The following is a 19,816-nucleotide window of genomic DNA, read 5'->3' as shown; positions in this document are numbered from 1 at the left end:
GCTCTTTGCGGACATGCCTCGCCATCGTCATCGTGCGCCGCCAGGGACTCGAACCCCGGACCCGCTGATTAAGAGTCAGCTGCTCTAACCAACTGAGCTAGCGGCGCATGACTCCCGCCCTCCGCAGACTTCTGGCTCCCGCGGCTGGCGACGAAGAAAATACTACCTGGTCCCGGGGGGTGCTCGTGACCACCCCGGGCCGGGTCTAGATCGTGAGGGACAGCAGCACCGGGGCGGCGCTGCGGTTGAGCGTGTCCGCCGCCTGCCTCAGCCGGTGCGCGTGCTCCACGGGCAGCGACAGCGCCAGACAGCCCACCGAGGAGCCGGCCGTGATCGGGACCGCGGCGCAGACCGTGCCGATCGCGTATTCCTGCAGGTCCAGGACCGGGACCGTCGGCGGCTGGGACTCCAGGCGGGACAGCAGCAGCTTGTCGCTGGTGATGGTGCGCGAGGTGAGCCGGGCCATCTTGTGCCGGGAGAGGTGGTCGCGGCGGGCGTTGTGGTCGAGCTGGGTGAGCAGGCTCTTGCCGACCGCCGTGGCGTGCGCCGCGGTGCGGAAGTCGACCCACTCGTTGACCGCCGGGGTGGCGGGGCCGGCCGCGTACTGGGTGACCCTGACCTCGCCGTCGACGTACCGGCTCATGTAGACGGCCGCGCCGACCGAGTCGCGCAGCCGGTCCAGGGTGTGCTGGAGCTTCTCGCGCACGGCCCGCTCCCGGTCGTGCGCGGAGGTGAGCCGGCGCAGGGTGTCCCCGGTGACGTACGCCCCGCCGGTGATCTGCTCCACATAGCCCTCCCGGCGCAGCATGCGCAGGAGGCCGGTCAGCCGCTCGGGGCGCAGGCCGGTGCGGCGGGCCAGTTCGGCGTCGGTGACACCGGTGGAGCGGCGGGCGACGATCTCCAGCACGCGCAGCGCGTCCTGGGCGGAGTGGTACGGGGCGGTCGGCTCGTGCATCAGTGCCACGGTGGTCTCCCCCTGCGCTCGCTTACCGGGCCGTAGGGTCGGTCCTGCGGTCCCACGATAAGGGCAAACCCGGTGCCGGGAGAGGGGGTTGGCGGGTTTGTTTCGCCCGCCGCTCCCCTCCCAACTGGGACGCAGATCCTCTGGCATATGCCATAGTCCTGACCCAGGAGTCGGACCTCGGCTTCTTCCCGGTCCGCGGGCCGCCGTCACAGCACCGCGCTGAGGAACTCCCGGGTCCGCTCCTGCTCCGGCTCGTTGAAGATCTTGTCCGGGGAGCCGGACTCGATCACCCGGCCGCCGTCGAACATCAGCACCTGGTCCGAGATGTCCCGGGCGAAACCCATCTCGTGGGTCACGCACAGCATCGTGATGTCGGTGCTGCGCGCGATGTCCCTGAGCAGGTCGAGCACGCCCGCGACCAGCTCGGGGTCGAGCGCGGAGGTCACCTCGTCCAGCAGCAGCACCTGCGGCCGCATCGCCAGGGCGCGGGCGATCGCCACCCGCTGCTGCTGTCCGCCGGACAGCCGGGTCGGCTTCGCGTCGCACTTGTCGCTCAGCCCCACCAGCTCCAGCAGCTCCCGGGCCCGCTCCTCGGCCTCGTCCCTGGACATGCCGAGGACCTGCACCGGCGCCTCGGTGATGTTCCGCAGCACGCTCATGTTCGGGAACAGGTTGAACTGCTGGAAGACCATGCCGATCTTCTTGCGGACCTCCCGGACCTGCTTCTCCGGCGCCGGGAACAGCCGCTCGCCGTCGACGGTGATCGTGCCCTCGTCCGGTTTGGTGAGGGTCATCAGGAGTCTGAGGATCGTGGTCTTGCCGGACCCCGAGGGGCCGATCAGGGTGACGTGCTTCCCGGCGTCGACGGAGAAGTCCAGCCGGTCCAGCACGGTGTTCGCGCCGAACCGCTTGGTGACGTTCTCCAGGCGGACCAGCTCGGCCGGCCCGGCGTCGGTCAGGGAGGGCTGCGGACGGGTCTCAACGGACAAGGCGACGCTCCAGGGCTCGCAGGAGAAGGGAGGCCAGGTAGGAGATGAGGATGAAGGCGGCTCCGATCACGGTGACCGGCTCGGTGAACTGGAAGTGCGCCTGCGAGTAGAGCCGGGCCTGGCCGAGCATCTCCAGCACGGTGATCGTCATCAGCATCGGCGTGTCCTTCAGCATGGAGATCACGTAGTTGCCGAGGGCCGGCACCACCCGGCGGATCGCCTGCGGCAGGATCACCGCGGTCCAGGTCCGGCGCCGGGGCAGGTTCAGCGCGGTCGCCGCCTCCCACTGGCCTGCCGGGACCGCCTCGATGCCGGCCCGGTAGACCTGCATGGTGTACGTCGAGTAGTGCAGGCCGATCGCGAAGACGCCGGTGGTCAGCGCGGAGAAGGTCACGCCCCACTCGGGCAGCACGTAGAACAGGAAGAACAGCTGCACCAGCAGCGGGGTGTTGCGCACGAACTCCGTGAGCACCCCGACCGGCCAGCGCACCCAGCGGGTCGGCGTCCGCATCAGCAGCGTCCACACCAGGCCCAGGCTGAAGGAGAGCAGCGAACCGAGGGCCAGGGCCTGGAGGGTGACCAGCAGCCCGTCCCAGAAGTGCGGCATGAAGCCGCTCACGGCGTTCCAGTCCCACTTCATGCGACGCGCCCCCCTACCCCGGTCGTCTGCGCCCGCTTCAGCTCACGGGCCGCGGACTCGGTGCCCGCGCTCTTGCCGACGCCGGCCTTCAGCCGCTTCTCCAGGCCGCGCATCAGCCGGGTGATCAGGAAGGCGATCACGAAGTAGATCAGCAGCACGTACGTGTAGATCTCCGCGCTCTGCTGGAGGGCCAGCCGGACCAGGTTCGCGCTGAACGTCAGGTCGCCCATGCCCATCACCGACACCAGCGCGGTGCCCTTGAGCAGCTCGACCAGCAGGTTGCAGAAGGGCGGGATCATCTCCGGCACCGCCTGCGGCAGCAGGATCAGCCGCATCCGCTGGGCCGGCGAGAAGCTGAGCGCGATACCGCCCTCCTGCTGCGCCGGGTCCACCGACTGCAGCGCGCCGCGCACGATCTCCGAGCCGTACGCGCCGTAGGTCAGGCCGAGCGCCAGCGTGCCCGCCCACAGCGGCACCAGCTGCCAGCCGAAGGCGACCGGCAGCACGAAGAACACCCAGAAGATCATCACCAGCGCCGAGGTGCCGCGGAACACCTCGGTGTAGAAGCCGGCGAGGAAGCGCACGATCCACAGCCGGTGGGTGCGGGCGATGCCGACGGCGAAGGACACCGCGGCGGCCAGCAGCGCGCTCAGCACCAGCAGCTGGACGGTGGTCCAGACGCCCTTGAGTACGAGTTCCCACAGTCCCGGGGTCATCCGCCGCACAGCTCCTTCGCGGTGAGGTCGGTCATCTCCGCCTCGGTGAAGCCGAACGGCCTGAGGATGCGGGCCAGCTCGCCGCTCTTCTTCAGCTTGTGCAGCTCCACGTTGAAGGCGTCCCGCAGCCTCGTCTCGGTCGGCCGGAACGCGAACGCGCCGCCGTCGACGTGCGGTTTGCCCTTGACCAGCGGCGCGAACGGCTTGGTGGCCTCCGCCTTGGCCGACTTCTTCACCACCTCGCGGACGGTCACCGCCGTCCCCGCGAACACGTCGACGCGTCCGGCCTCGACGGCGTTCAGCCCGGCGACCTGGTCGGGGACGATCAGGATGTCGCTCTGCCGGTACCCGGCGTCGACCGCGTACTGGATCTCGGCGTACCCGGTGCCGGTGGCGAACTTCGCCTTCTTCGCCACGACGTCCTGGTAGGAGTGCAACCCCATCGTGTTCCCCTTGCGGACGACGAACGAATCCAGCATCTGGTAATCGGGGTCGGCGAAGATCACCTGCTGGCAGCGCTCCGGGTTGACGTACATCCCGGCCGCCACGACGTCGAACTGCTGGGAGTTGAGCCCGGGTATCAGCGAGCCGAACTCGGTGGGCACGGGCTGAACCCGGTCCACCCCGAGCCGCTTGAAGATCACCTTGGCCAGCTCGGGCGCCTCACCGGTGAGGTGACCGTCCTTGTCGATGTACCCGAACGGCACCTCGCCGGCGATCCCGAGCCGTACGACGCCCTGCGCACGGAGCCGTTCCAGCAGGTCGCCGCCCTCGGTGCCGGACGCCTCGGCCACCCGGGAGCAGCCCGCCGCGCCGAGCACCCCGAGAGCGGCGAGACCACCGAGCAGCGAGCGCCGGGTGTGTCCAGGTCTGGACCTGAATGTGTGTACATCGTTCCCAGTTGGTGGAGCCATGGCGGCGCGGCTACCCAAGCGCACTCGTCGTATGCACCCTGGTTTTCATGGCCGATCGCTTCGTCACCGTGTCCCTCACCGGGCGAGACGTGCACTGCACGGCCCGCCTCCTGACCGACCGCGCGCCCCTGACCTGCGCGGCGGTGTGGGAGGCGCTGCCGCTCACGGGCGACGTCTACCACGCCAAGTACGCCCGCAACGAGATCTACGCCCTCTTCCCGCCGTTCGCCTCCACGGAACCCCCACTGGAGAACCCGACGGTCACCCCGATTCCCGGCGACCTCTGTTACTTCTCCTTCGCCGGCACCGAACTCGGCACGAAGGCCTACGGCTACGACCGCGAGGTCCGCCCCGGCGCCACGGTCGTCGACCTGGCCCTGTTCTACGAACGCAACAACCTGCTCCTCAACGGCGACGTGGGCTGGGTGCCGGGCATCGTGTGGGGCCAGGTGGTGCAGGGCCTGGAGGAGATGGCCGAGGCCTGCAACGACCTGTGGCGGACGGGGGCGGCGGGGGAGACGCTCGGTTTCAGCCGAGCGTGAGGCCCGCCTCGTACAGCGCGTGCGCCGCGCGCAGCACCAGATCGTCGCGGTGGCGGGCGGCGATCAGCTGCATGCCGACCGGCAGGCCCTGGTCGTCCTTGCCGACCGGGACCGTGGCGGCGGGCTGCTGGGTCAGGTTGAACGGGTAGGTGAACGGGGTCCACCCCGTCCAGCGGCGGTGCGGCGAACCGCTCGGGGTCTCCGCGCCCGCCTCGAAGGCCGTCAGCGGCAGCGTCGGGGTGACCAGCAGGTCGTAGCGCTCGTGGAAGCGGCCCATGCGGCGGCCCAGATCCATGCGGACGTCGACGGCGGCGAGGTAGTCCAGCGCGCTGTAGCGGGCGCCCTGCGCGCAGATCTCCCGCAGGCCGGGGTCCAGCAGCTGCCGCTTGCGGGGGGAGAAGCGCTCGGTGAGCCGGGCCGCGCCGCTGAACCACAGGGTGTGGAAGGCCTCCACCGGGTCGCTGAAGTCGGGGTCGCTCTCCTCGACGTACGCGCCGAGGTCGGCCAGCCGCGCCACCGTGCGCCGTACCGCCGCCGCGACGGCCGGCCGGACCGCGACCTGGCCGCCGAGGGTCGGGGAGTAGGCGACCCGCAGGCCGTGCACGCCGCCTTGCAGCGCCTCGGTGAAGGAGCCCGGCGCGGGCGGCAGGGCCGACCAGTCGCGCGGGTCGGGCGCGCCGATGACGTCGAGGAGCAGGGCCGCGTCGGCCGCGTCCCGGGTCATCGGGCCCGCGTGGGAGAGGGTGCCGAAGGCGCTGGCCGGGTAAAGGGGCACGCGCCCGTACGTCGGCTTGAGGCCGAAGATCCCGCAGAACGCGGCCGGGATGCGGATGCTGCCGCCGCCGTCCGTGCCCAGCGACAGCGGGCCCGCGCCGAGCGCCACGGCCGCCGCGCTGCCCCCGCTGGAGCCGCCGGCGGTCCGCGCCGGGTCGTGCGGGTTGCGGGTGATCCCCGACAGCGGGGAGTCCGTCACGCCCTTCCAGCCGAACTCGGGCGTCGTCGTCTTGCCCAGGAACACCGCGCCGTGCTCGCGCAGCCGGGCCACCGCCGGGGCGTCCTCCGTCCAGGTCCCCTGCTCGGAGATCGTCCGGGAGCCGCGCAGGGTCGGATGGCCGCGCAGCAGGAGGATGTCCTTCACCGTGACCGGCACGCCGTCGAGCAGCCCGGCCGGCTCACCGCGCCGCCAGCGCTCCTCGGACTCCCGCGCCCGCACGAGGGCGTCCTCCTCGGTGAGGCGCACGAACGCGTTCACCTCCGGCTGGATCCGCCGGGCCCGCCGAAGGGCCTGCTCGGTGGCCTCCACGGGACCGAACTCGCCCTTGCGGTAACCGTCGAGGAGCTGGACGGCGGTCAGGTCGGTGAGCTGCATGGACCCTCCAAGAGGCCGTGCGGTCGAGGGATCAGTGCCCGGGGACGTATCCCCGCGTCTTGTCGACCACGTTCACCAGGGATCTTCCCGCCGCCCACCGCTCGTACAACTCGATGAACTGCTCGCCCAGTTCGTCCCGCCAGCCCACCGTGTCCCCGCTCATGTGCGGGGAGACGATCAGCCCCGGCAGCCCCCACAACGGGCTGTCGGCCGGGAGGGGTTCGGCGGTGAAGACGTCCAGCGCCGCACCCGCGATCCAGCGCCGGGTCAGGGCGCGGGCGAGGGCCTCCTCGTCGACCAGCCCGCCGCGGCCGACGTTGACGAAGAACGCCGAGGGCTGCATCACGCCGAAGCGGTGAGCGTCGAACATGCCGTACGTCTCCTCGGTGAGCGGCGCCGCCGCGATCACCCAGTCCGCGCGGGAGATCAGCCGGTCCAGGTCGCCCGGGCCGTGGACACCGGTCCGCGGCACCCGGCCCACCAGCGCCGTGGTCACGCCCAGCGCCTTCAGGACGCGCGCGATCGCCCGGCCGATCGGACCCGAGCCGACCACGCACGCGCGCGTGCCCGCCACCCGCCGGCCCTCCCGGTGCCGCCAGGTCCGCTCCCGCTGGAGCTCCAGCGTGCGCGGCAGGTCCTTGGCGACCGCCAGCACCAGCGCCGCGACGTACTCGGCGATCGGCTCGTCGAAGACGCCGCGCGCGTTCGTCACCACCGTGTCCGACGCGGCCAGCTCCGGGCTCATCAGATGGTCCACGCCCGCGCTCGCCGTGTGCACCCACACCGGCCGGGGCCCGTCCCCCGGCCAGGCCTCGCGCACCGCGTGCGAGGCGAAGTCCCACACCAGCAGCACGTCCGCCTGCGGCAGCCGCTCCGCCAGACGCGCCGCGTCCGTGTGCACGATCCGGGCGCGCCCGGTGAGCCGGCCGAGCCGGGGCGGCGGGTCGGCGTCCAGCACCAGAAGGGTGGGAAGGGTCGTCATACGGGGCGGCTCCGACCGTCTGACATGCGGGGATGAAGCGCGCACATATGCGCGGATTGACCACGCTCGCACCCGAACCTACCTTCGTCAACACGGGCGCATTCGCGAACCGTTGCCCGCTCGTCTCCCAGCGTGAGGGTGGCAGCCATGGACGTCTCCTTTCTCGGCGGCCCCCGCCCCCAGCGCGGGGTCGGCGTGGTGGCACCCTTCGACTTCGCCCTCGACCGCGAGCTGTGGCGCTGGGTGCCCGACGAGGTGTCGCTGCATCTGACCCGGACCCCGTTCGTGCCGGTCGAGGTGAGCCTGGACCTGGCCCGGCTGGTCAGCGAGCACGAGACCCTCGGCGACGCCGTGCGCGCCCTGACCGCCGTCGCGCCCGAGTCCGTCGCCTACGCCTGCGCCTCCGGCAGCTTCGTCGGCGGGATCGCCGGGGAGCGCGCGATGTGCGCGGCGATGGCCCTCGCGGGCGCGCCGCCGTCGGTGACCACCTCGGGCGCGCTGCTTCAGGCGCTGGAGGAGCTGCGGGTACGTCGGGTCGCGCTGGTCACGCCGTACACGGTGTCGGTGACCCGGGCGCTGGAGGACTTCGTCGCCGAGGCCGGCGTCCAGGTCACCGGGTGCGCCTTCATGGGGCTGACCCGGCACATCTGGAAGGTGCCGTACCGGGACGTGGTCGCCATGGCCCGGCAGGCCGTCCGCCCCGGCGCCGCCGACGCGCTGTTCATCTCCTGCACCAATCTGCCGACGTACGACGTGATCCCCCAGCTGGAGGCCGAGCTGCGCATTCCCGTGCTCTCCGCGAACCAGGTCACGATGTGGGCTGCGCTGCGCCGGATGGGTACCCGGGCCGTGGGGCCCTACCAGGCGCTGCTGGATCCGTCGGCGCGCGCCTGGCCTCCCGCACTGCCCGAAGAGACGCAGGAAGGCTGGACATGACCGCACTCGGATTCCTCTACCCGGGCCACTCCGCCGAGGACGACTATCCGCGCATCGAGCAGCTCCTGGGCAGTGACATCCGGGTCGACCTCGTCCACACCGACATCGGCGAGGACGCGCACCGGGTGGCGGCGCTGCGCGAGATGGGCTCCGCCGAGCGGCTCGCGGCGGGCATGGAGAGCCTGCGGCTGTCCGGCGCCGAGACGGTGGTGTGGGCGTGCACCAGCGGCGGCTTCGTGCACGGCTGGGACGGCGCCCAGGCGCAGGTCCGCACGCTCGCCCGGCTGGCCGGGATGCCGGCGTCCTCGACGTCGTTCGGCTTCGTGCACGCGGCCCGGGAGCTGGGCCTGCGGCGGGTCGCGGTCGGCGCGACCTACCCGGACGACATCACCGCGCTGTTCGCGGACTTCCTGCGGGCCGGCGGCCTCGAGGTCACCGGGACCCGCTCCTCGGGGATCATCACCGCCGCGGAGGTCGGCACCTGGGGCGAGGAGGACGTGCTGACGCTGGCGCGGGCGGCCGACGCGCCGGACGCGGAGGCGGTCCTGCTCCCGGACACCGCCCTGCACACGGCCGCGCACCTGCAGCTGCTGGAGAAGGCGCTGTCCAAGCCGGTGCTCACCGCCAACCAGGTCTCGGTGTGGGAGGCGCTCCGGCTCGCCGACCGCCGGGTGAACGCGCCGACGCTGGGCGCGCTGTTCACCCGGGAGCCGATCGTGCAGGTGTGAACCGCGCCGGGGAATAACCGGAGACTGCCTCCTGTTACCGCACGGCAGGACAGCCCACGCCACACACAGGAGGCCCACACCGTGTCCGCAGCCGAGGCAGACGAGATCCGGGGCACGACGCACGGCACCGCCCCCGTCCCCCTCTCCGTACTGGACCTGGTGACCGTCGGCGCGGGCAGCACCGCGAGCGACGCGCTGCGCACCAGCGTCGAGCTGTCCCGGTTCGCCGAGGCGCGCGGCTTCACCCGCTACTGGGTCGCCGAGCACCACTCGATGCCCGGCGTCGCCTCCTCCTCGCCCGCCGTGATCCTCGCCCACCTCGCCGCCCGCACCGAGCGCATCCGGCTCGGCTCGGGCGGCGTCATGCTGCCCAACCACGCGCCGCTGGTGATCGCCGAGCAGTTCGGCACGCTGGAGGCACTGGCGCCGGGCCGGATCGACCTGGGCCTCGGCCGCGCGCCCGGCACGGACGGCGCCACCGCCGCCGCCCTGCGCCGCACCGACACCCTGAACGAGGGCGCCGACGACTTCCCGCAGCAGCTCGCCGAGCTCGTCCGCTTCCTGGACGACGACTTCCCCGACGGCCACCCCTACCGGCGCATCCACGCGATCCCCGGCCCCGTGCAGGGCAGTGCCCCCGGCGGCGTCCAGTCCCCGCACCGCCCGCCCGTCTGGCTGCTCGGCTCCTCCGGCTTCAGCGCGCGCCTCGCCGGAATGCTCGGCCTGCCGTTCGCCTTCGCGCACCACTTCTCCGCGCAGAACACCATCCCGGCCCTGGACCTGTACCGGCAGACCTTCCGCCCCTCCGACGTCCTCGACGAGCCGTACGCCCTGATCGGCGTCTCCGCCCTGGCCACCGACGACGCGCATGAGGCCCGACGCCAGACCCGGGCGATGGCCCTGAACATGCTCCGGCTGCGCACCGGCCGGCCCGGCCTGTTCCCTGACCCCGACGAGGCCGAGAAGCACGAGTTCAGCCCGATGGAGGAGGAGTTCATCACCTCCTGGACGGCCAACATCGTGCACGGCACCGCCGACGAGGTCCGCTCCGGCCTGGACGACCTGCACAAGCGCACGGGCGCCGACGAGCTGATGATCGTCTCCCACGCCCACCGCGGTGAACTGCGGCTGCGCTCCTACGAGCTGATCGCCGACGCCTACGGCTTGCCGACCGCGTAGGCCCGTTCGTCGAGCAGCTCGGAGATACGATCCGGCGGCACCGGGCGGGAGTACAGCCAGCCCTGGCCGGTGTCGCAGCCGATGCGGCGCAGCCGGTCGGCCTGCGCGGAGGTCTCCACGCACTCGGCGGTGACGGTGATGCCGAGCCGGTGGGCGAGCTGGATCATCGCCTCGACGATGACCTCGTCGGCGGGGTTCGGCACGGCTCCCTTGGCCGCCTCCTCGTACTGGAACCCCCTGACGAAGGAACCGTCCAGTTTCAGCGTGGAGACCGGCAGGCGGCTGAGATAGGCGAGGTTGGAGTAGCCGGTGCCGAAGTCGTCGATGGCGATGCGCACCCCCATGTCGCTGAGGGCCTGCAGGGCCTGCAGCGGGCGCCCGGCCGAGCCCATCACCGCCGACTCGGTCAGCTCCAGCTGCAGCAGGTGCGGGGCGAGTCCGGTCTCGGCGAGGGTCTGGGCCACATCGGCGACCAGGTCCGAGTCCCACACCTGCCGTACGGCCACGTTGACGCTGACGAACAGGGGCGGCTCGTCGGGGTGGTCCAGCTGCCAGCGGCGGGCCTGGCGGCAGGCGGTGACCAGCGCCCAGCGGCCCAGCTGCACGATCGAGCCGTCCTCCTCGGCCAGTCCGATGAACCGATTCGGCGTCAGTGTGCCGAACTGAGGATGATTCCAGCGGATCAACGCCTCGACCCCGGCCAGGCGTCCGTCCTCCATGCCGACCAACGGCTGGTATTCAAGGGCGAATTCACCGCGCTCGATGGCGGGGCGCAGGGTGGAGGAGAGCGCCTGACGGGTCATCCGGTGGGCGTTGCGCTCGGGGTCGAACAGGGTCCAGCGGGCCTTGCCGTCGGCCTTCGCCCAGTACAGGGTCGTGTCGGCCGCCTGCATCAGCCCGGTGGCGGTCGTGCCGGCGGCATGGCGTTCGACGACACCGATGGACGCGGTCAACGACAGCCGCTGGCCGGCCAGATCGAAGGGCTCCTCGAGCGCCCTGAGCGCCGACTCGGCGAGATCGGCGAGCTGTTCGGTGCCGGTGGAGTCCTCCACGAGCAGCGCGAACTCGTCGCCGCCCAGCCGGGCCACCAGCGGCGTCACCGCGCGGGCGTACCCCGCCTCGTCGGCCACCCGGGTCAGGCGCTCGGCGACCGCCGCGAGCAGCCGGTCCCCGACCCGGTGGCCGAGGGTGTCGTTGACCGCCTTGAAGCCGTCCAGATCGAGATAGCACAGCCCGATCCGGCCGGTCCCGCTGCGCTCGTACGACTCCGCCTCCAGCGCGCCGGTGAGCCGCTCGAAGAACAGCGTGCGGTTGGGCAGCCGGGTCACCGGGTCGTGCATCTGCAAGTGCCGCAGACGGGCCTGGAGTTCACGGCGGGCGCTGATGTCGGCGACCGAGAGCAGCACCCCGGAACCGCCGCTCAGCGGGGCCACGGTCACCTGCACCCACACCGAGTGGCCCTCCGGGTGCTTCAGCCGCCGGGTGCAGCGCAGCTTCGCCTGCCGGCCGCGCAGCACCTCGCGGTAGGCGTGCCAGCTGCGCGCGTCCGAGGCGAGGTCGACCAGGTCGGCGGCGACCCGGCCGGTGAACGTGTCCGGGTCGGCGCCGAGCAGCTCGCCGAAGGCCGCGTTGGCGCCGGCGACGAGCCCGGCGCGGTCCACGACGGCCATGGCGAGCGGGGCGGCCGCGAAGACACGGTGGTAGGTGGTGTGGTCACTGTCTGTGACGGCTGACCGGTCGAGGTCTGCCGCGGGCGTCGGCCCTTCGGACGTTCCGCTCACCGCTCGCTCCCGCAGTGCACTCGATCTGAAGTCCGTGCCGGAAAGTGTGCCGATCATAGAGGCTGGCCCCGGGCCCTTCCAGCCACTCACCAGTGTCCCGGACGGAGCACAGTTTCTGACAGATCGTTTCTGCCCGCACCTGGACGGGTTCTTCAGCCCCTCGACCTGTTGTGACGTTCCGTGAGTGTTTCGGGGTGTCGAGCGCCGGAGCGCGCCGGTGCGTGCGCGTGGCGCGCTCACCCTTGTGGTGCAGGCAAACAGGGCATATCGCAACGAACACTCTCAATCTGGATGCGGGGCCCGAGAACCGCATCCGGAGGTCACGCCGTGCCCAAGCTGCGCAGCACCGCCGCCGTGTGCACCACGCTGTCGGCGCTCGCCGCGACGTCGATCCTCTCCGGACCGGCCGCCGCCGAGCCGTACTCCACGACCCCGTGCGCCCTGCACCGGACCGCCGCCCACCACTCCGAGGGCGTGGACAGCTGGAACCCGGACTACAGCCACCCGGTCGGCACCGTCGACGCCGTGATGGTGTTCCTGTCCTTCCCGGACGCCACCCCGCGCACCACCCCCGCCGAGCTGACGGCCGACCACTTCCCGGCCACCAGCCGCTACTACGCGCAGGCCTCCTACGGCCGCTTCACCCTGCGCCCGCACCCGCTGGCGCACTGGCTGCGCATGCCGAGGCCGTCCACGGCGTACGCCATGAAGCGGGACTGGGACGCGGACGACCGGGCCGCCTATCTGCACGACGCGTTCGAGGTGGCCGACAAGGAGGTCGACTTCTCCCGCTACCAGGTCGTGTACTTCGTCGCCGACCCGGACGCGCCCGGCGTCGACTCGGACGCCACGAAGGTCATCAACCTGGACACGCCCGTGCACGTCGACGGCACCGACGTGCGCCGGGTCGTCACCGTGTTCGAGAAGCACCCGCCGGACCGGCTCGTCCTCGCCCACGAGACCGGCCACGTCTTCGACCTGCCCGACCTCTACCACCGCCCGGTCGACGGCAAGGGCGACTGGGACACCTACGTCGGCGACTGGGACCTGATGGGCAGCCAGTTCGGGCTCGCCCCGGACCTCTTCGCCTGGCACCGGTGGAAGCTGGGCTGGCTGGATCCGCGCCAGGTGGTGTGCGTGCGCGGCGCCGGCCCGGCCCGGCTGACCCTGGAGCCGCTGGAGGCAGGGCCCGGCATCCCGGTGCAGGGCACGGCGGGCGCGCCGGCCTTCGGCCTCGGACACGGGGTGAAGCTGGCGCTGGTGCGCACCGGCCCCGACAGCGTCCTGGGCTTCGAGGCGCGCGGCACGGCCGGCAACGACCGCACGTCCTGCCGGCAGGGGGTGCTGGTGTACCGGATCAGAAGCGGAGCGGAGTCGGGCGGCGGCCCGATCGAGGTCGTCGACGCCCATCCGCGCACCGAGGCCTGCTGGGAGACCTCCGTCTACCCGCCCCTCGCGGACGCCCCGGTGTCCCTGGGCGAGACCTTCACCGTCCCCGGCACGGGGGTCAGGGTGGCCGTGGAGGACAGGACCCCGTCGGGGGCCTGGACGGTACGCATCACCCAGTCCGTCTCCGGCTGACTAGGCCGTCCGCTTCAGCCGCTTCCCGACACGGTCCACGGAGCCTGAGGGGCGTGGGTGGCGAAGCCCCCACACCGCACGGCGAAGCCGCGCAAAAACAGAGATGGCGAGGCAGCTCCGCGCTTTGTGCGGACATGCCTCGCCATCGCCATCGTGCGCCGCCAGGGACTCGAACCCCGGACCCGCTGATTAAGAGTCAGCTGCTCTAACCAACTGAGCTAGCGGCGCCTGCTGACGTCGTAGACATTAGCATCCTGGTCGGCGGGAGGAAAAATCGATATGCGCACCGCCTCGCGGGCCGCCCGGACGGCCGCCCAGAGGACCACCTCCGGCCCCGGCAGCCAGGGGTGACGGGTGTCCGGGGCGACCAGCCAGCGCGCGTCGCCGGGGGTGTCGCAGCCGGCCGGCGCCGGGACGGTCACCGCGTCGCCCGTGCCGTGGCACAGCAGCGGCGGCATCGCCTCCGTACGGTTCGAGCCCCACTCCTCCCACGCCAGCAGCGAGGGCAGCCGCTGTGCCGTGCCCGGCGCGGCGAACAGCAGCACGCGGCCCCGGAACACCGCGACCGGCCCCGAGCCGGGGCCGTCGTCCCACAGCCGGTCCAGCATCCGGCGGCCGAAGATCGCCGGGGCGCTCACCACGTCGAAGACGGTGCCGCAGGGCAGGACCACCGGGGCGTCGGGGCGCTCCTCCCAGAGGGCGACGGTGCTGCGCGGGTACGTCGCCGCCGAGGCGAGCCAGTCGACGCCGTCGGAGGTGACTCGGGTCACGTTCGGTGCGCTGCTCATGACACCCAGGTATACCGGCTGTGAGCGAACGGTCCGTCTGAGTTGCCGAAATCCGGGACAGCGGAGGCAGGGGAGGAGTATCTTGCCCGCCTGGCATATGCCAGGCGAGTCACTGCCGGAACCGACCGGCGTGGACCGGTGCGTGGAAGGGGCGTGGTCTCACACCGGATCGGGGGACGTCCGCCCCTCGGCGTCGCCCCGCATCAGGTCCCGCCCGAACTCGACCATCTTCTTGGCATAGTCCTCGGTCCACTCCGCCCGCTCGGCGATGTCCGCCGGGGTCAGCCGGTCGAACCGGCGCGGGTCGGCGAGCTGGGCCGCGGCGATGGCCTGGAACTCCACGGCCCGGTCGGCGGCCGCGCGGAACGCCTGGGTCAGCTCCGTGGCCCGGGCCAGCAGCGCACGCGGATCCTCGATCGACTCCAGGTCGAAGAAGTGCTCCGGATCGGCGGCCGCCTCCGCGGGCTCGAAGATCAGAGGCGCGGGGCGTAGCCGCGGCTCGTTGCGACGCGGCGTGGGCTCCGCCATGTCGTGTCTCCTCCTCGTACGATTCGCTGGGCACCGCCTTCAGGTGGGCCACCGTCCATTGTCCCGCGCCCCCGCAAGAGGCCGCCCTGGCCGAAGCTCCCCCCCGCTGCGGCCGATCACGTCCGCTGCCGGGCAGGGGCCGCGAGGATGGTCATGGTCGCCAGGTCACGCGGTGTTCTGCCAGGTGTGCCAGTACGGCGTGGTTGGCCTCCCAGCCGTCCGGGAACTTCACGAGCGTGCCCAGCTGGACCGGTTCCGTGGACGGGTAGGCGTCCAGGAGGTCGCCGACGCCGGCGCGGCAGACCACGATGCAGGCGTGGCGGTGGCGGGAGGCCAGCACGCACAGGCGGCCGGTCTCCAGGTGGAACGCGGTGGCGTCGGGGCGGCCGGAGAGCGGGTGCAGGACGACCGTGACGTCGTACTCCCGGCCCTGCAGACGGTTGGCGGTGTCGACCGTGACGTCCGTCACGCCCAGCTCGGCGAGCGCCGCGCGGACGGCAGCCGCCTGGTCGCGGTGCGCCGTGCCCACGGCGACGCGGTCGGCGGTGAGCGGGGTGGGATCGTCCGAGCGCTCGGAGACCGCCGCGCCGCCCCGGTCCAGCAGTCGCCGTACGACGGTGGCCACCGCCCGCACCGCCTCCGGATCCGTGCGCGGGGTGTGCCGGGCGGGCAGCTCCAGCAGGCCCCAGCCGGACTCCGCGGCCTCGTCGATCACCCGGTCCGGGCCGGAGCCGTCGGAGGGGACGGCGAAGGCGAGGCGGCGGTCGCCGTGGCCGGTGCCGCTGCGGAAGGGCGTGTAGGGGTAGAAGGCGTCCGAGACCAGCGGGGCCGCGGAGGCCGGCAGGCGCCAGGAGACCGGGAGCCGGTGCTGCGGGAGCGTCGGATTGTGGGCCAGCAGGGTCGTCACGGCGGAGGCCGACGGGTCGTACGACAGGCCCGCCCACTGCTCGCTGCCGACGATCGCGAACGGGTCCAGCTGCCCGGGGTCGCCCACGAACAGCGCCCGCTCGAACAGGCCGGCCACGGCGAGCAGGGAGTCGGAGCGCATCTGGTACGCCTCGTCCACGATCGCGTGCCGCCACGGCTCGTCGGCCTTCACGTGCGCCCACTTCGCCGCCGTGGACAACACCACCGGCAGGCCGTTCAGATCCGCCGCCTTCGCGGAGGTGCGTACCTGCGGCAGGTCGTCCAGCGCCTTGTCGTAGGGGTCGGTGTCGCTGCTGTGCAGGCGGCCGACCGGCAGCTGGGGGTTCTGCTCGGCGAGCCGCAGCACCAGGTCGTCCACCTGGGCGTTGGTCTGCGCCACGACCATCAGCGGGCGCCCGGCGTCGGCCAGTTCGAGGGCCGCGCGCACCACGAGCGTCGACTTGCCCGCACCCGGCGGGGAGTCCACGACCACACCGCGCTCGGTGCCGTGCAGGGTGTCGTACAGGATCGCGTCGGTGGCGCGGGCGGCGGCGGCCGAGGGGTCGAAGTCGACCGTCGTCACAGCAGGTCCTCCTCGGTCACGGTGTCGGGAGCCTCCGGCGCGGGCTCACCCGGCGGGCCGCCGTGCGTCCACGGCGTCTCCTCCGGGTCGGGCAGCTTCGCGCCGCCGCGCTGCTCGTGCTCGAAGAGCGTGAAGCAGACCCGGTCGCCCTTCTCCGGCACCGAGCCCGGCTCCGGCTCCCTGCCGCGGCCCATCTTGTCCAGGACGCGCAGGACGAGCACACGCCCGTCCGGGCAGTCCTCGTACCCGGCGAACTCCGCCGACTGCGGCTTGCCGTTCAGCGAGCGGTACACCTTCGCACGCTCGGCGAGATGCGGCCGGTCGTCCGTGCGGACCGTCACCAGCGGGCGGGGGCTCGGCCGCTTGCCCTCGCTGTACGCCATGACGACATCGGTCACCTCGCCCGCGAACGCCTCCCCGGCCAGCCGCCGGCCCGCCATCACCAGCGGGTCGTCCAGCGCCTCCTGCGCCTCCAGCCGGGCCTGCTCGCGCTCGCGCGCGGCCAGCTTGTTCGCCGCCGTCACCGCGTCGTCCCGGCGCGGCTGCGGGGGCTCGCCCGCCAGCACCCGGTCGCGGTGCCCGGTGAAGGACCAGCGGTCGCGGGTCCAGCGCTCCTCGGCATGCGCGCCCTCCGGCAGCGCCCGCAGCAGGTCCAGGCCCCGCCACACCGCGTCCCAGGTGGGCCGGGTGACGCCTGCCACCAGCTCGCGGATCTCCGCCTCGGCCGCCGTGAGCGCGGCCAGCCGGTCGTCGGCGGCCGGGGCGTCCTCGGCGGCGGCCAGCGCGGTGCGCGCGCGGTCGTAGCGCTCGATGGCCGGGGCCAGCAGCTTGTTGTCGAACGCCGGGTCGGTGGCGGGACCGGCCGGCGGGCACAGCAGTTGGCCGGCCGCGTCCCGGGCCAGCTCGGCGCGGCGCGCCGCCTCGGCGCCGCCGGTCCCCTCCGGGGGGTCGATCCAGGCGAGGAGCGCGCCCAGGTGCTGGTCCTCCAGGCTGGACTGGCCGGTGGCCCAGTGCCGGGAGAGGACGTCGGTGAGGGCCAGCAGCAGCGAGGAGCCGGGGACCCGGGACCGCTCGCCGTAGTGGGTCAGCCAGCGGCCGAGCAGCGGCACCCGGGGCGGCGCCGGATAGGGGGCCTCCGGGTCCTGCTCGGCGGTCCGGCGGAACCGCATCGAGCGGCCCAGCAGCCGTACGAAGTCCAGGCCCGCGCGGCTCGGCACGATCAGCTGCGGGGCGTCCGAGCACAGCTCGGCCTCGACCTTCACCCGCTTGCCGGTCTCCGGGTCGGTCTCGGTGCGCTCGGCCGCCTCCACGGACCCGGCGTAGGAGTCGATGTACGGCAGGACGACGTCGGCCAGGTCGGCGAGGAAGGCGAAGCGCAGATCGCGGTCGCGCGGCTGCGGCACGACCAGCAGCCGCGGCGCGTCCCGGTCGGTGCCGACCAGCGCGCCGAGCGGGGCGCCGGCCTCACCGGCCGTGGTGAGCGGCACGAACACCAGCGGGCGCGCCGACAGATGCCGGTGCCGGACGGTCGCGGCGGGCTGCGCCCGGCCGCTCTCGACGGCCTCGAGCCGGGCAAGGGCGGCGATCAACGACACGCGCCCACCTCCGCCGCCGCCCGGCCCGCGGACTCCGGGGCTGCGGCGCCCACCGCGGGGGCCGCCGACCGCAGGGCCTCGGCGCGCAGGGCCGCCGCTCGGCGCAGGGTCGCGACCGTCGGGTCGTCCGGGTCACCGGTCTCGCCGCGGGCCGCCGCGAGGACGTCCTCCACCGTGGTCAGCCCGCCCAGTTCCGCGCGCAGCGGCCGGCCCAGGCGGGTCACGGCGCCCTCCTCGCGGGCGCGTTCCCGGCAGTGGAAGGCCAGCTCGCAGGTGGACAGGCACTCCGGTGCGTACGTCGCCGGGACCGCCTCGACCGACGTCGTCAGCTCCTCGGCGCTGCGGCCGGGCGCGAAGCACGTTTCCTCGGGCAGGGACCCGGCGATCTCCTCGATGCGGGTGAGCCGCGCCAGCTGGCGGGCGGTGACCGCGCGCTGCTTGCGGATGTCGACGGCGGACCCCGCGGGCAGGTTGGAGAAGTCCTTCGGGCACACCAGCAGGATCCGGTGCCGTACCACCGGAACCGGGTCGAGCCGGGCGGCGACCTCCTCCAGGGCCAGCACGTACACCGCCGCCTGCCGGGCCGCCGCGCCGACCTTCGCAGGGTCCGCCGAACCGTCCAGCAGCGGGAAGGACTTGATCTCCACCACCGACCAGCTGCCGTCCGGGTGCACCACCACCGCGTCCGGCTCCAGGAAGGCGAGCGAGCCGGCCACATCCAGCGCCAGCATCGGGTGGTCCAGCAGGGTCCAGCCGCCCGCCTGCACGGCCTCGCGCAGCGCCAGAGCCGTACGGGCCGTGCGGCCCTCGGGGCCGTGCGCGGTCAGGTCCGGCACGGCCGCCCCCTCGGGCGGCGCCGCGCCGGGGTCGAGGCGGGCGTGCGCCAGCCGGAGCAGCTCGGCGCCGCCGTCCGCCTTCACCTTCGCCTCGAACGCGTTGCCGCGCGTCAGCGCGAACTGCGACTGCCCGAACGCGGACGGCGCGCCCAGCGCGCTCGCCAGCCGCGCCTTGTCCACCCCGGCGCCGTCCAGGATCGCCCGCCGCGCGCACCCGGGGTTCGCGGCGAGTGCCGCGAGGGCGCGCGCGTCCAGGGCCTTGGCCGGTACGTCGGGACCGCGCAGCTCAGCGAGCCGGTGCCGGAGCCCCTTCTCCCGCGTCGCTGGGGGAGGCGTCCGGTTCGGCCCCGGCGTCGAGCCGCGACTCGCGCTGCCGTGGAAATCGCTCACCCGCGGAAGTCTGGCATCCGGCACTGACAATCGGGGAACCGGTGCCCTGCGCGACCGGTGCGGTGCCCGGCAGCAGGCGGGCCCGGACCAGGTCCACGGCCCGCATCACCCACGGCGCGAGCAGGGCGCCGACGCCCATCACGGCGACGCCCGCGACCGCGTCGAGGAGGTAGTGGTTGGCGGTGCCCATGACCACGAGCGCGGTGCCCAGCGGATAGAGGACGCCGAGGACCTTCGCCGCGCGCGTGCCGCCGTGCCGCCACAGCGTCACCCCGCACCACAGCGCCCAGCCGACGTGCAGGCTCGGCATGGCCGCGTACTGGTTGGTCATGCCGCCCAGCCCGCGCGGCGCGCTCGCGTCGCCGCCCCACCAGCCGTACGAGCTGTAGTGCGCCATGGTGTCCACGAACCCGTGGCCGGCCGACAGCAGCCGGGGCGGGCAGGTCGGCAGCAGGGTGAAGCCGATCAGGCCGATGAACGTGGACGTCATCAGCCAGGTGCGGGCCCGCCGGTAGTGCTCGGCACGGGCCCGGAACAGCCAGACCAGCAGGGCGGGCGTGATCACGTAGTGCAGCGACGCGTACCAGAAGTCGGCCGGCACGCCGAGCCACGGCTCGCGCGTGAACAGCCGGTTGAGCGGATGCTCGGCGTTGAGGTGCAGGTCCTGCTCGACACGCAGGATCGCCAGGCCGTGGTCGACGGCGGAGGAGACGTCACCGCGGACCAGGAGCCGGCCGGCCGAGTAGCAGCCGTAGACCAGGACGATCAGCGGCAGTTCGGTCCACCAGCGCAGCCGGGTACGGGCCTCCTCGGTGGCCGGTGTCTCGGTCTGCGGCATCCGATCGCCCTCCCCCTTCTGCTGTGCGGCG

General features: G+C 73.0%; 19 protein-coding genes and 2 tRNA genes. 5 read left to right on the top strand and 16 right to left on the bottom strand.

Annotation, left to right across the window (positions count from 1 at the left end; genetic code table 11):
- Positions 1–33 precede the first annotated feature (33 nt).
- The 6 genes from ACGFZN_RS26340 to ehuB all read right to left on the bottom strand — a co-directional run bounded on the left by ACGFZN_RS26340 (position 34) and on the right by ehuB (position 4,223).
- A tRNA-Lys gene (locus tag ACGFZN_RS26340) sits at positions 34–107 on the bottom strand.
- A gap of 98 nt (positions 108–205) precedes the next feature.
- Positions 206–964: an IclR family transcriptional regulator gene (locus tag ACGFZN_RS26335; protein ID WP_393860947.1), complete on the bottom strand. Its 759-nt coding sequence runs from the start codon at positions 962–964 to the stop codon at positions 206–208.
- Between the two features lie 206 nt (positions 965–1,170).
- A complete protein-coding gene (ehuA, locus tag ACGFZN_RS26330; protein ID WP_393860946.1) occupies positions 1,171–1,953 on the bottom strand; it encodes an ectoine/hydroxyectoine ABC transporter ATP-binding protein EhuA in 783 nt (260 codons plus the stop codon).
- The gene (ehuD, locus tag ACGFZN_RS26325; RefSeq protein ID WP_393860945.1) at positions 1,943–2,593 is read right to left on the bottom strand and encodes an ectoine/hydroxyectoine ABC transporter permease subunit EhuD; all 651 of its coding nucleotides are present in this window, start codon (positions 2,591–2,593) and stop codon (positions 1,943–1,945) included. The genes ehuA and ehuD overlap by 11 nt, the downstream gene beginning before the upstream one ends.
- Positions 2,590–3,309 carry an ectoine/hydroxyectoine ABC transporter permease subunit EhuC gene (gene ehuC, locus ACGFZN_RS26320; RefSeq protein ID WP_393860944.1) on the bottom strand — a complete coding sequence of 240 codons (720 nt, stop codon included), beginning with the start codon at positions 3,307–3,309 and terminating at the stop codon, positions 2,590–2,592. The genes ehuD and ehuC overlap by 4 nt, the downstream gene beginning before the upstream one ends.
- Positions 3,306–4,223, bottom strand: a complete 918-nt coding sequence (gene ehuB / locus ACGFZN_RS26315; RefSeq protein WP_393860943.1) for an ectoine/hydroxyectoine ABC transporter substrate-binding protein EhuB — start codon at positions 4,221–4,223, stop codon at positions 3,306–3,308. The genes ehuC and ehuB overlap by 4 nt, the downstream gene beginning before the upstream one ends.
- A gap of 47 nt (positions 4,224–4,270) precedes the next feature.
- Between ehuB and ACGFZN_RS26310 the strand changes: the two genes are divergently transcribed.
- The gene (locus tag ACGFZN_RS26310) at positions 4,271–4,765 is read left to right on the top strand and encodes a DUF3830 family protein (RefSeq protein WP_393860942.1); all 495 of its coding nucleotides are present in this window, start codon (positions 4,271–4,273) and stop codon (positions 4,763–4,765) included.
- On the opposite strand, the gene ACGFZN_RS26305 is transcribed toward ACGFZN_RS26310, so the two are convergent.
- Positions 4,752–6,134, bottom strand: a complete 1,383-nt coding sequence (locus tag ACGFZN_RS26305) for an amidase (RefSeq protein WP_393860941.1) — start codon at positions 6,132–6,134, stop codon at positions 4,752–4,754. The two genes, ACGFZN_RS26310 and ACGFZN_RS26305, sit on opposite strands and share 14 nt — an antisense overlap.
- A gap of 31 nt (positions 6,135–6,165) precedes the next feature.
- The gene (locus ACGFZN_RS26300) at positions 6,166–7,116 is read right to left on the bottom strand and encodes a D-2-hydroxyacid dehydrogenase (RefSeq protein ID WP_393860940.1); all 951 of its coding nucleotides are present in this window, start codon (positions 7,114–7,116) and stop codon (positions 6,166–6,168) included.
- A gap of 147 nt (positions 7,117–7,263) precedes the next feature.
- Here ACGFZN_RS26300 and ACGFZN_RS26295 point away from each other — a divergent pair, with 147 nt between their 5' ends.
- The 3 genes from ACGFZN_RS26295 (at position 7,264) to ACGFZN_RS26285 (ending at position 9,959) form a co-directional block, all read left to right on the top strand.
- A complete protein-coding gene (locus ACGFZN_RS26295) occupies positions 7,264–8,052 on the top strand; it encodes a decarboxylase (protein ID WP_393860939.1) in 789 nt (262 codons plus the stop codon).
- Complete coding sequence (locus ACGFZN_RS26290; protein ID WP_393860938.1) at positions 8,049–8,780, top strand: decarboxylase; 732 nt, start codon at positions 8,049–8,051, stop codon at positions 8,778–8,780. Before ACGFZN_RS26295 ends, ACGFZN_RS26290 begins: the two co-directional genes overlap by 4 nt.
- 81 nt (positions 8,781–8,861) lie before the next feature.
- Entirely contained in the window at positions 8,862–9,959 is a 1,098-nt protein-coding gene (locus ACGFZN_RS26285; protein WP_393860937.1) for an LLM class flavin-dependent oxidoreductase, read from the top strand.
- On the opposite strand, the gene ACGFZN_RS26280 is transcribed toward ACGFZN_RS26285, so the two are convergent.
- Positions 9,938–11,740, bottom strand: a complete 1,803-nt coding sequence (locus tag ACGFZN_RS26280) for a putative bifunctional diguanylate cyclase/phosphodiesterase (protein ID WP_393860936.1) — start codon at positions 11,738–11,740, stop codon at positions 9,938–9,940. The two genes, ACGFZN_RS26285 and ACGFZN_RS26280, sit on opposite strands and share 22 nt — an antisense overlap.
- 291 nt (positions 11,741–12,031) lie before the next feature.
- On the opposite strand from ACGFZN_RS26280, the gene ACGFZN_RS26275 reads away from it, so the two are divergent.
- Entirely contained in the window at positions 12,032–13,321 is a 1,290-nt protein-coding gene (locus ACGFZN_RS26275; RefSeq protein WP_393860935.1) for a M6 family metalloprotease domain-containing protein, read from the top strand.
- A gap of 154 nt (positions 13,322–13,475) precedes the next feature.
- Here the strand turns inward: ACGFZN_RS26275 and ACGFZN_RS26270 are convergent.
- The 7 genes from ACGFZN_RS26270 to ACGFZN_RS26240 all read right to left on the bottom strand — a co-directional run bounded on the left by ACGFZN_RS26270 (position 13,476) and on the right by ACGFZN_RS26240 (position 19,785).
- Positions 13,476–13,549 (bottom strand) — tRNA-Lys (locus tag ACGFZN_RS26270).
- Positions 13,540–14,109 carry a bifunctional DNA primase/polymerase gene (locus tag ACGFZN_RS26265; protein WP_393860934.1) on the bottom strand — a complete coding sequence of 190 codons (570 nt, stop codon included), beginning with the start codon at positions 14,107–14,109 and terminating at the stop codon, positions 13,540–13,542. The genes ACGFZN_RS26270 and ACGFZN_RS26265 overlap by 10 nt, the downstream gene beginning before the upstream one ends.
- 159 nt (positions 14,110–14,268) lie before the next feature.
- Positions 14,269–14,637, bottom strand: a complete 369-nt coding sequence (locus ACGFZN_RS26260) for a hypothetical protein (RefSeq protein ID WP_393860933.1) — start codon at positions 14,635–14,637, stop codon at positions 14,269–14,271.
- A gap of 151 nt (positions 14,638–14,788) precedes the next feature.
- Positions 14,789–16,126: an AAA domain-containing protein gene (locus tag ACGFZN_RS26255; protein ID WP_393860932.1), complete on the bottom strand. Its 1,338-nt coding sequence runs from the start codon at positions 16,124–16,126 to the stop codon at positions 14,789–14,791.
- Positions 16,123–17,721, bottom strand: coding sequence for a hypothetical protein (locus ACGFZN_RS26250; protein ID WP_393860931.1), 1,599 nt, complete (start codon positions 17,719–17,721; stop codon positions 16,123–16,125). Before ACGFZN_RS26250 ends, ACGFZN_RS26255 begins: the two co-directional genes overlap by 4 nt.
- A complete protein-coding gene (locus ACGFZN_RS26245; RefSeq protein WP_393860930.1) occupies positions 17,712–18,947 on the bottom strand; it encodes a hypothetical protein in 1,236 nt (411 codons plus the stop codon). Before ACGFZN_RS26245 ends, ACGFZN_RS26250 begins: the two co-directional genes overlap by 10 nt.
- Positions 18,844–19,785 carry a phosphatase PAP2 family protein gene (locus ACGFZN_RS26240; protein ID WP_393860929.1) on the bottom strand — a complete coding sequence of 314 codons (942 nt, stop codon included), beginning with the start codon at positions 19,783–19,785 and terminating at the stop codon, positions 18,844–18,846. Before ACGFZN_RS26240 ends, ACGFZN_RS26245 begins: the two co-directional genes overlap by 104 nt.
- Positions 19,786–19,816 lie beyond the last annotated feature (31 nt).

Source organism: Streptomyces sp. NPDC048192 (assembly GCF_043202415.1).
Classification (GTDB): domain Bacteria; phylum Actinomycetota; class Actinomycetes; order Streptomycetales; family Streptomycetaceae; genus Streptomyces.
Note: the sequence above shows the minus strand (reverse complement) of the source record. Positions and strands in the feature narration are given on the sequence as shown.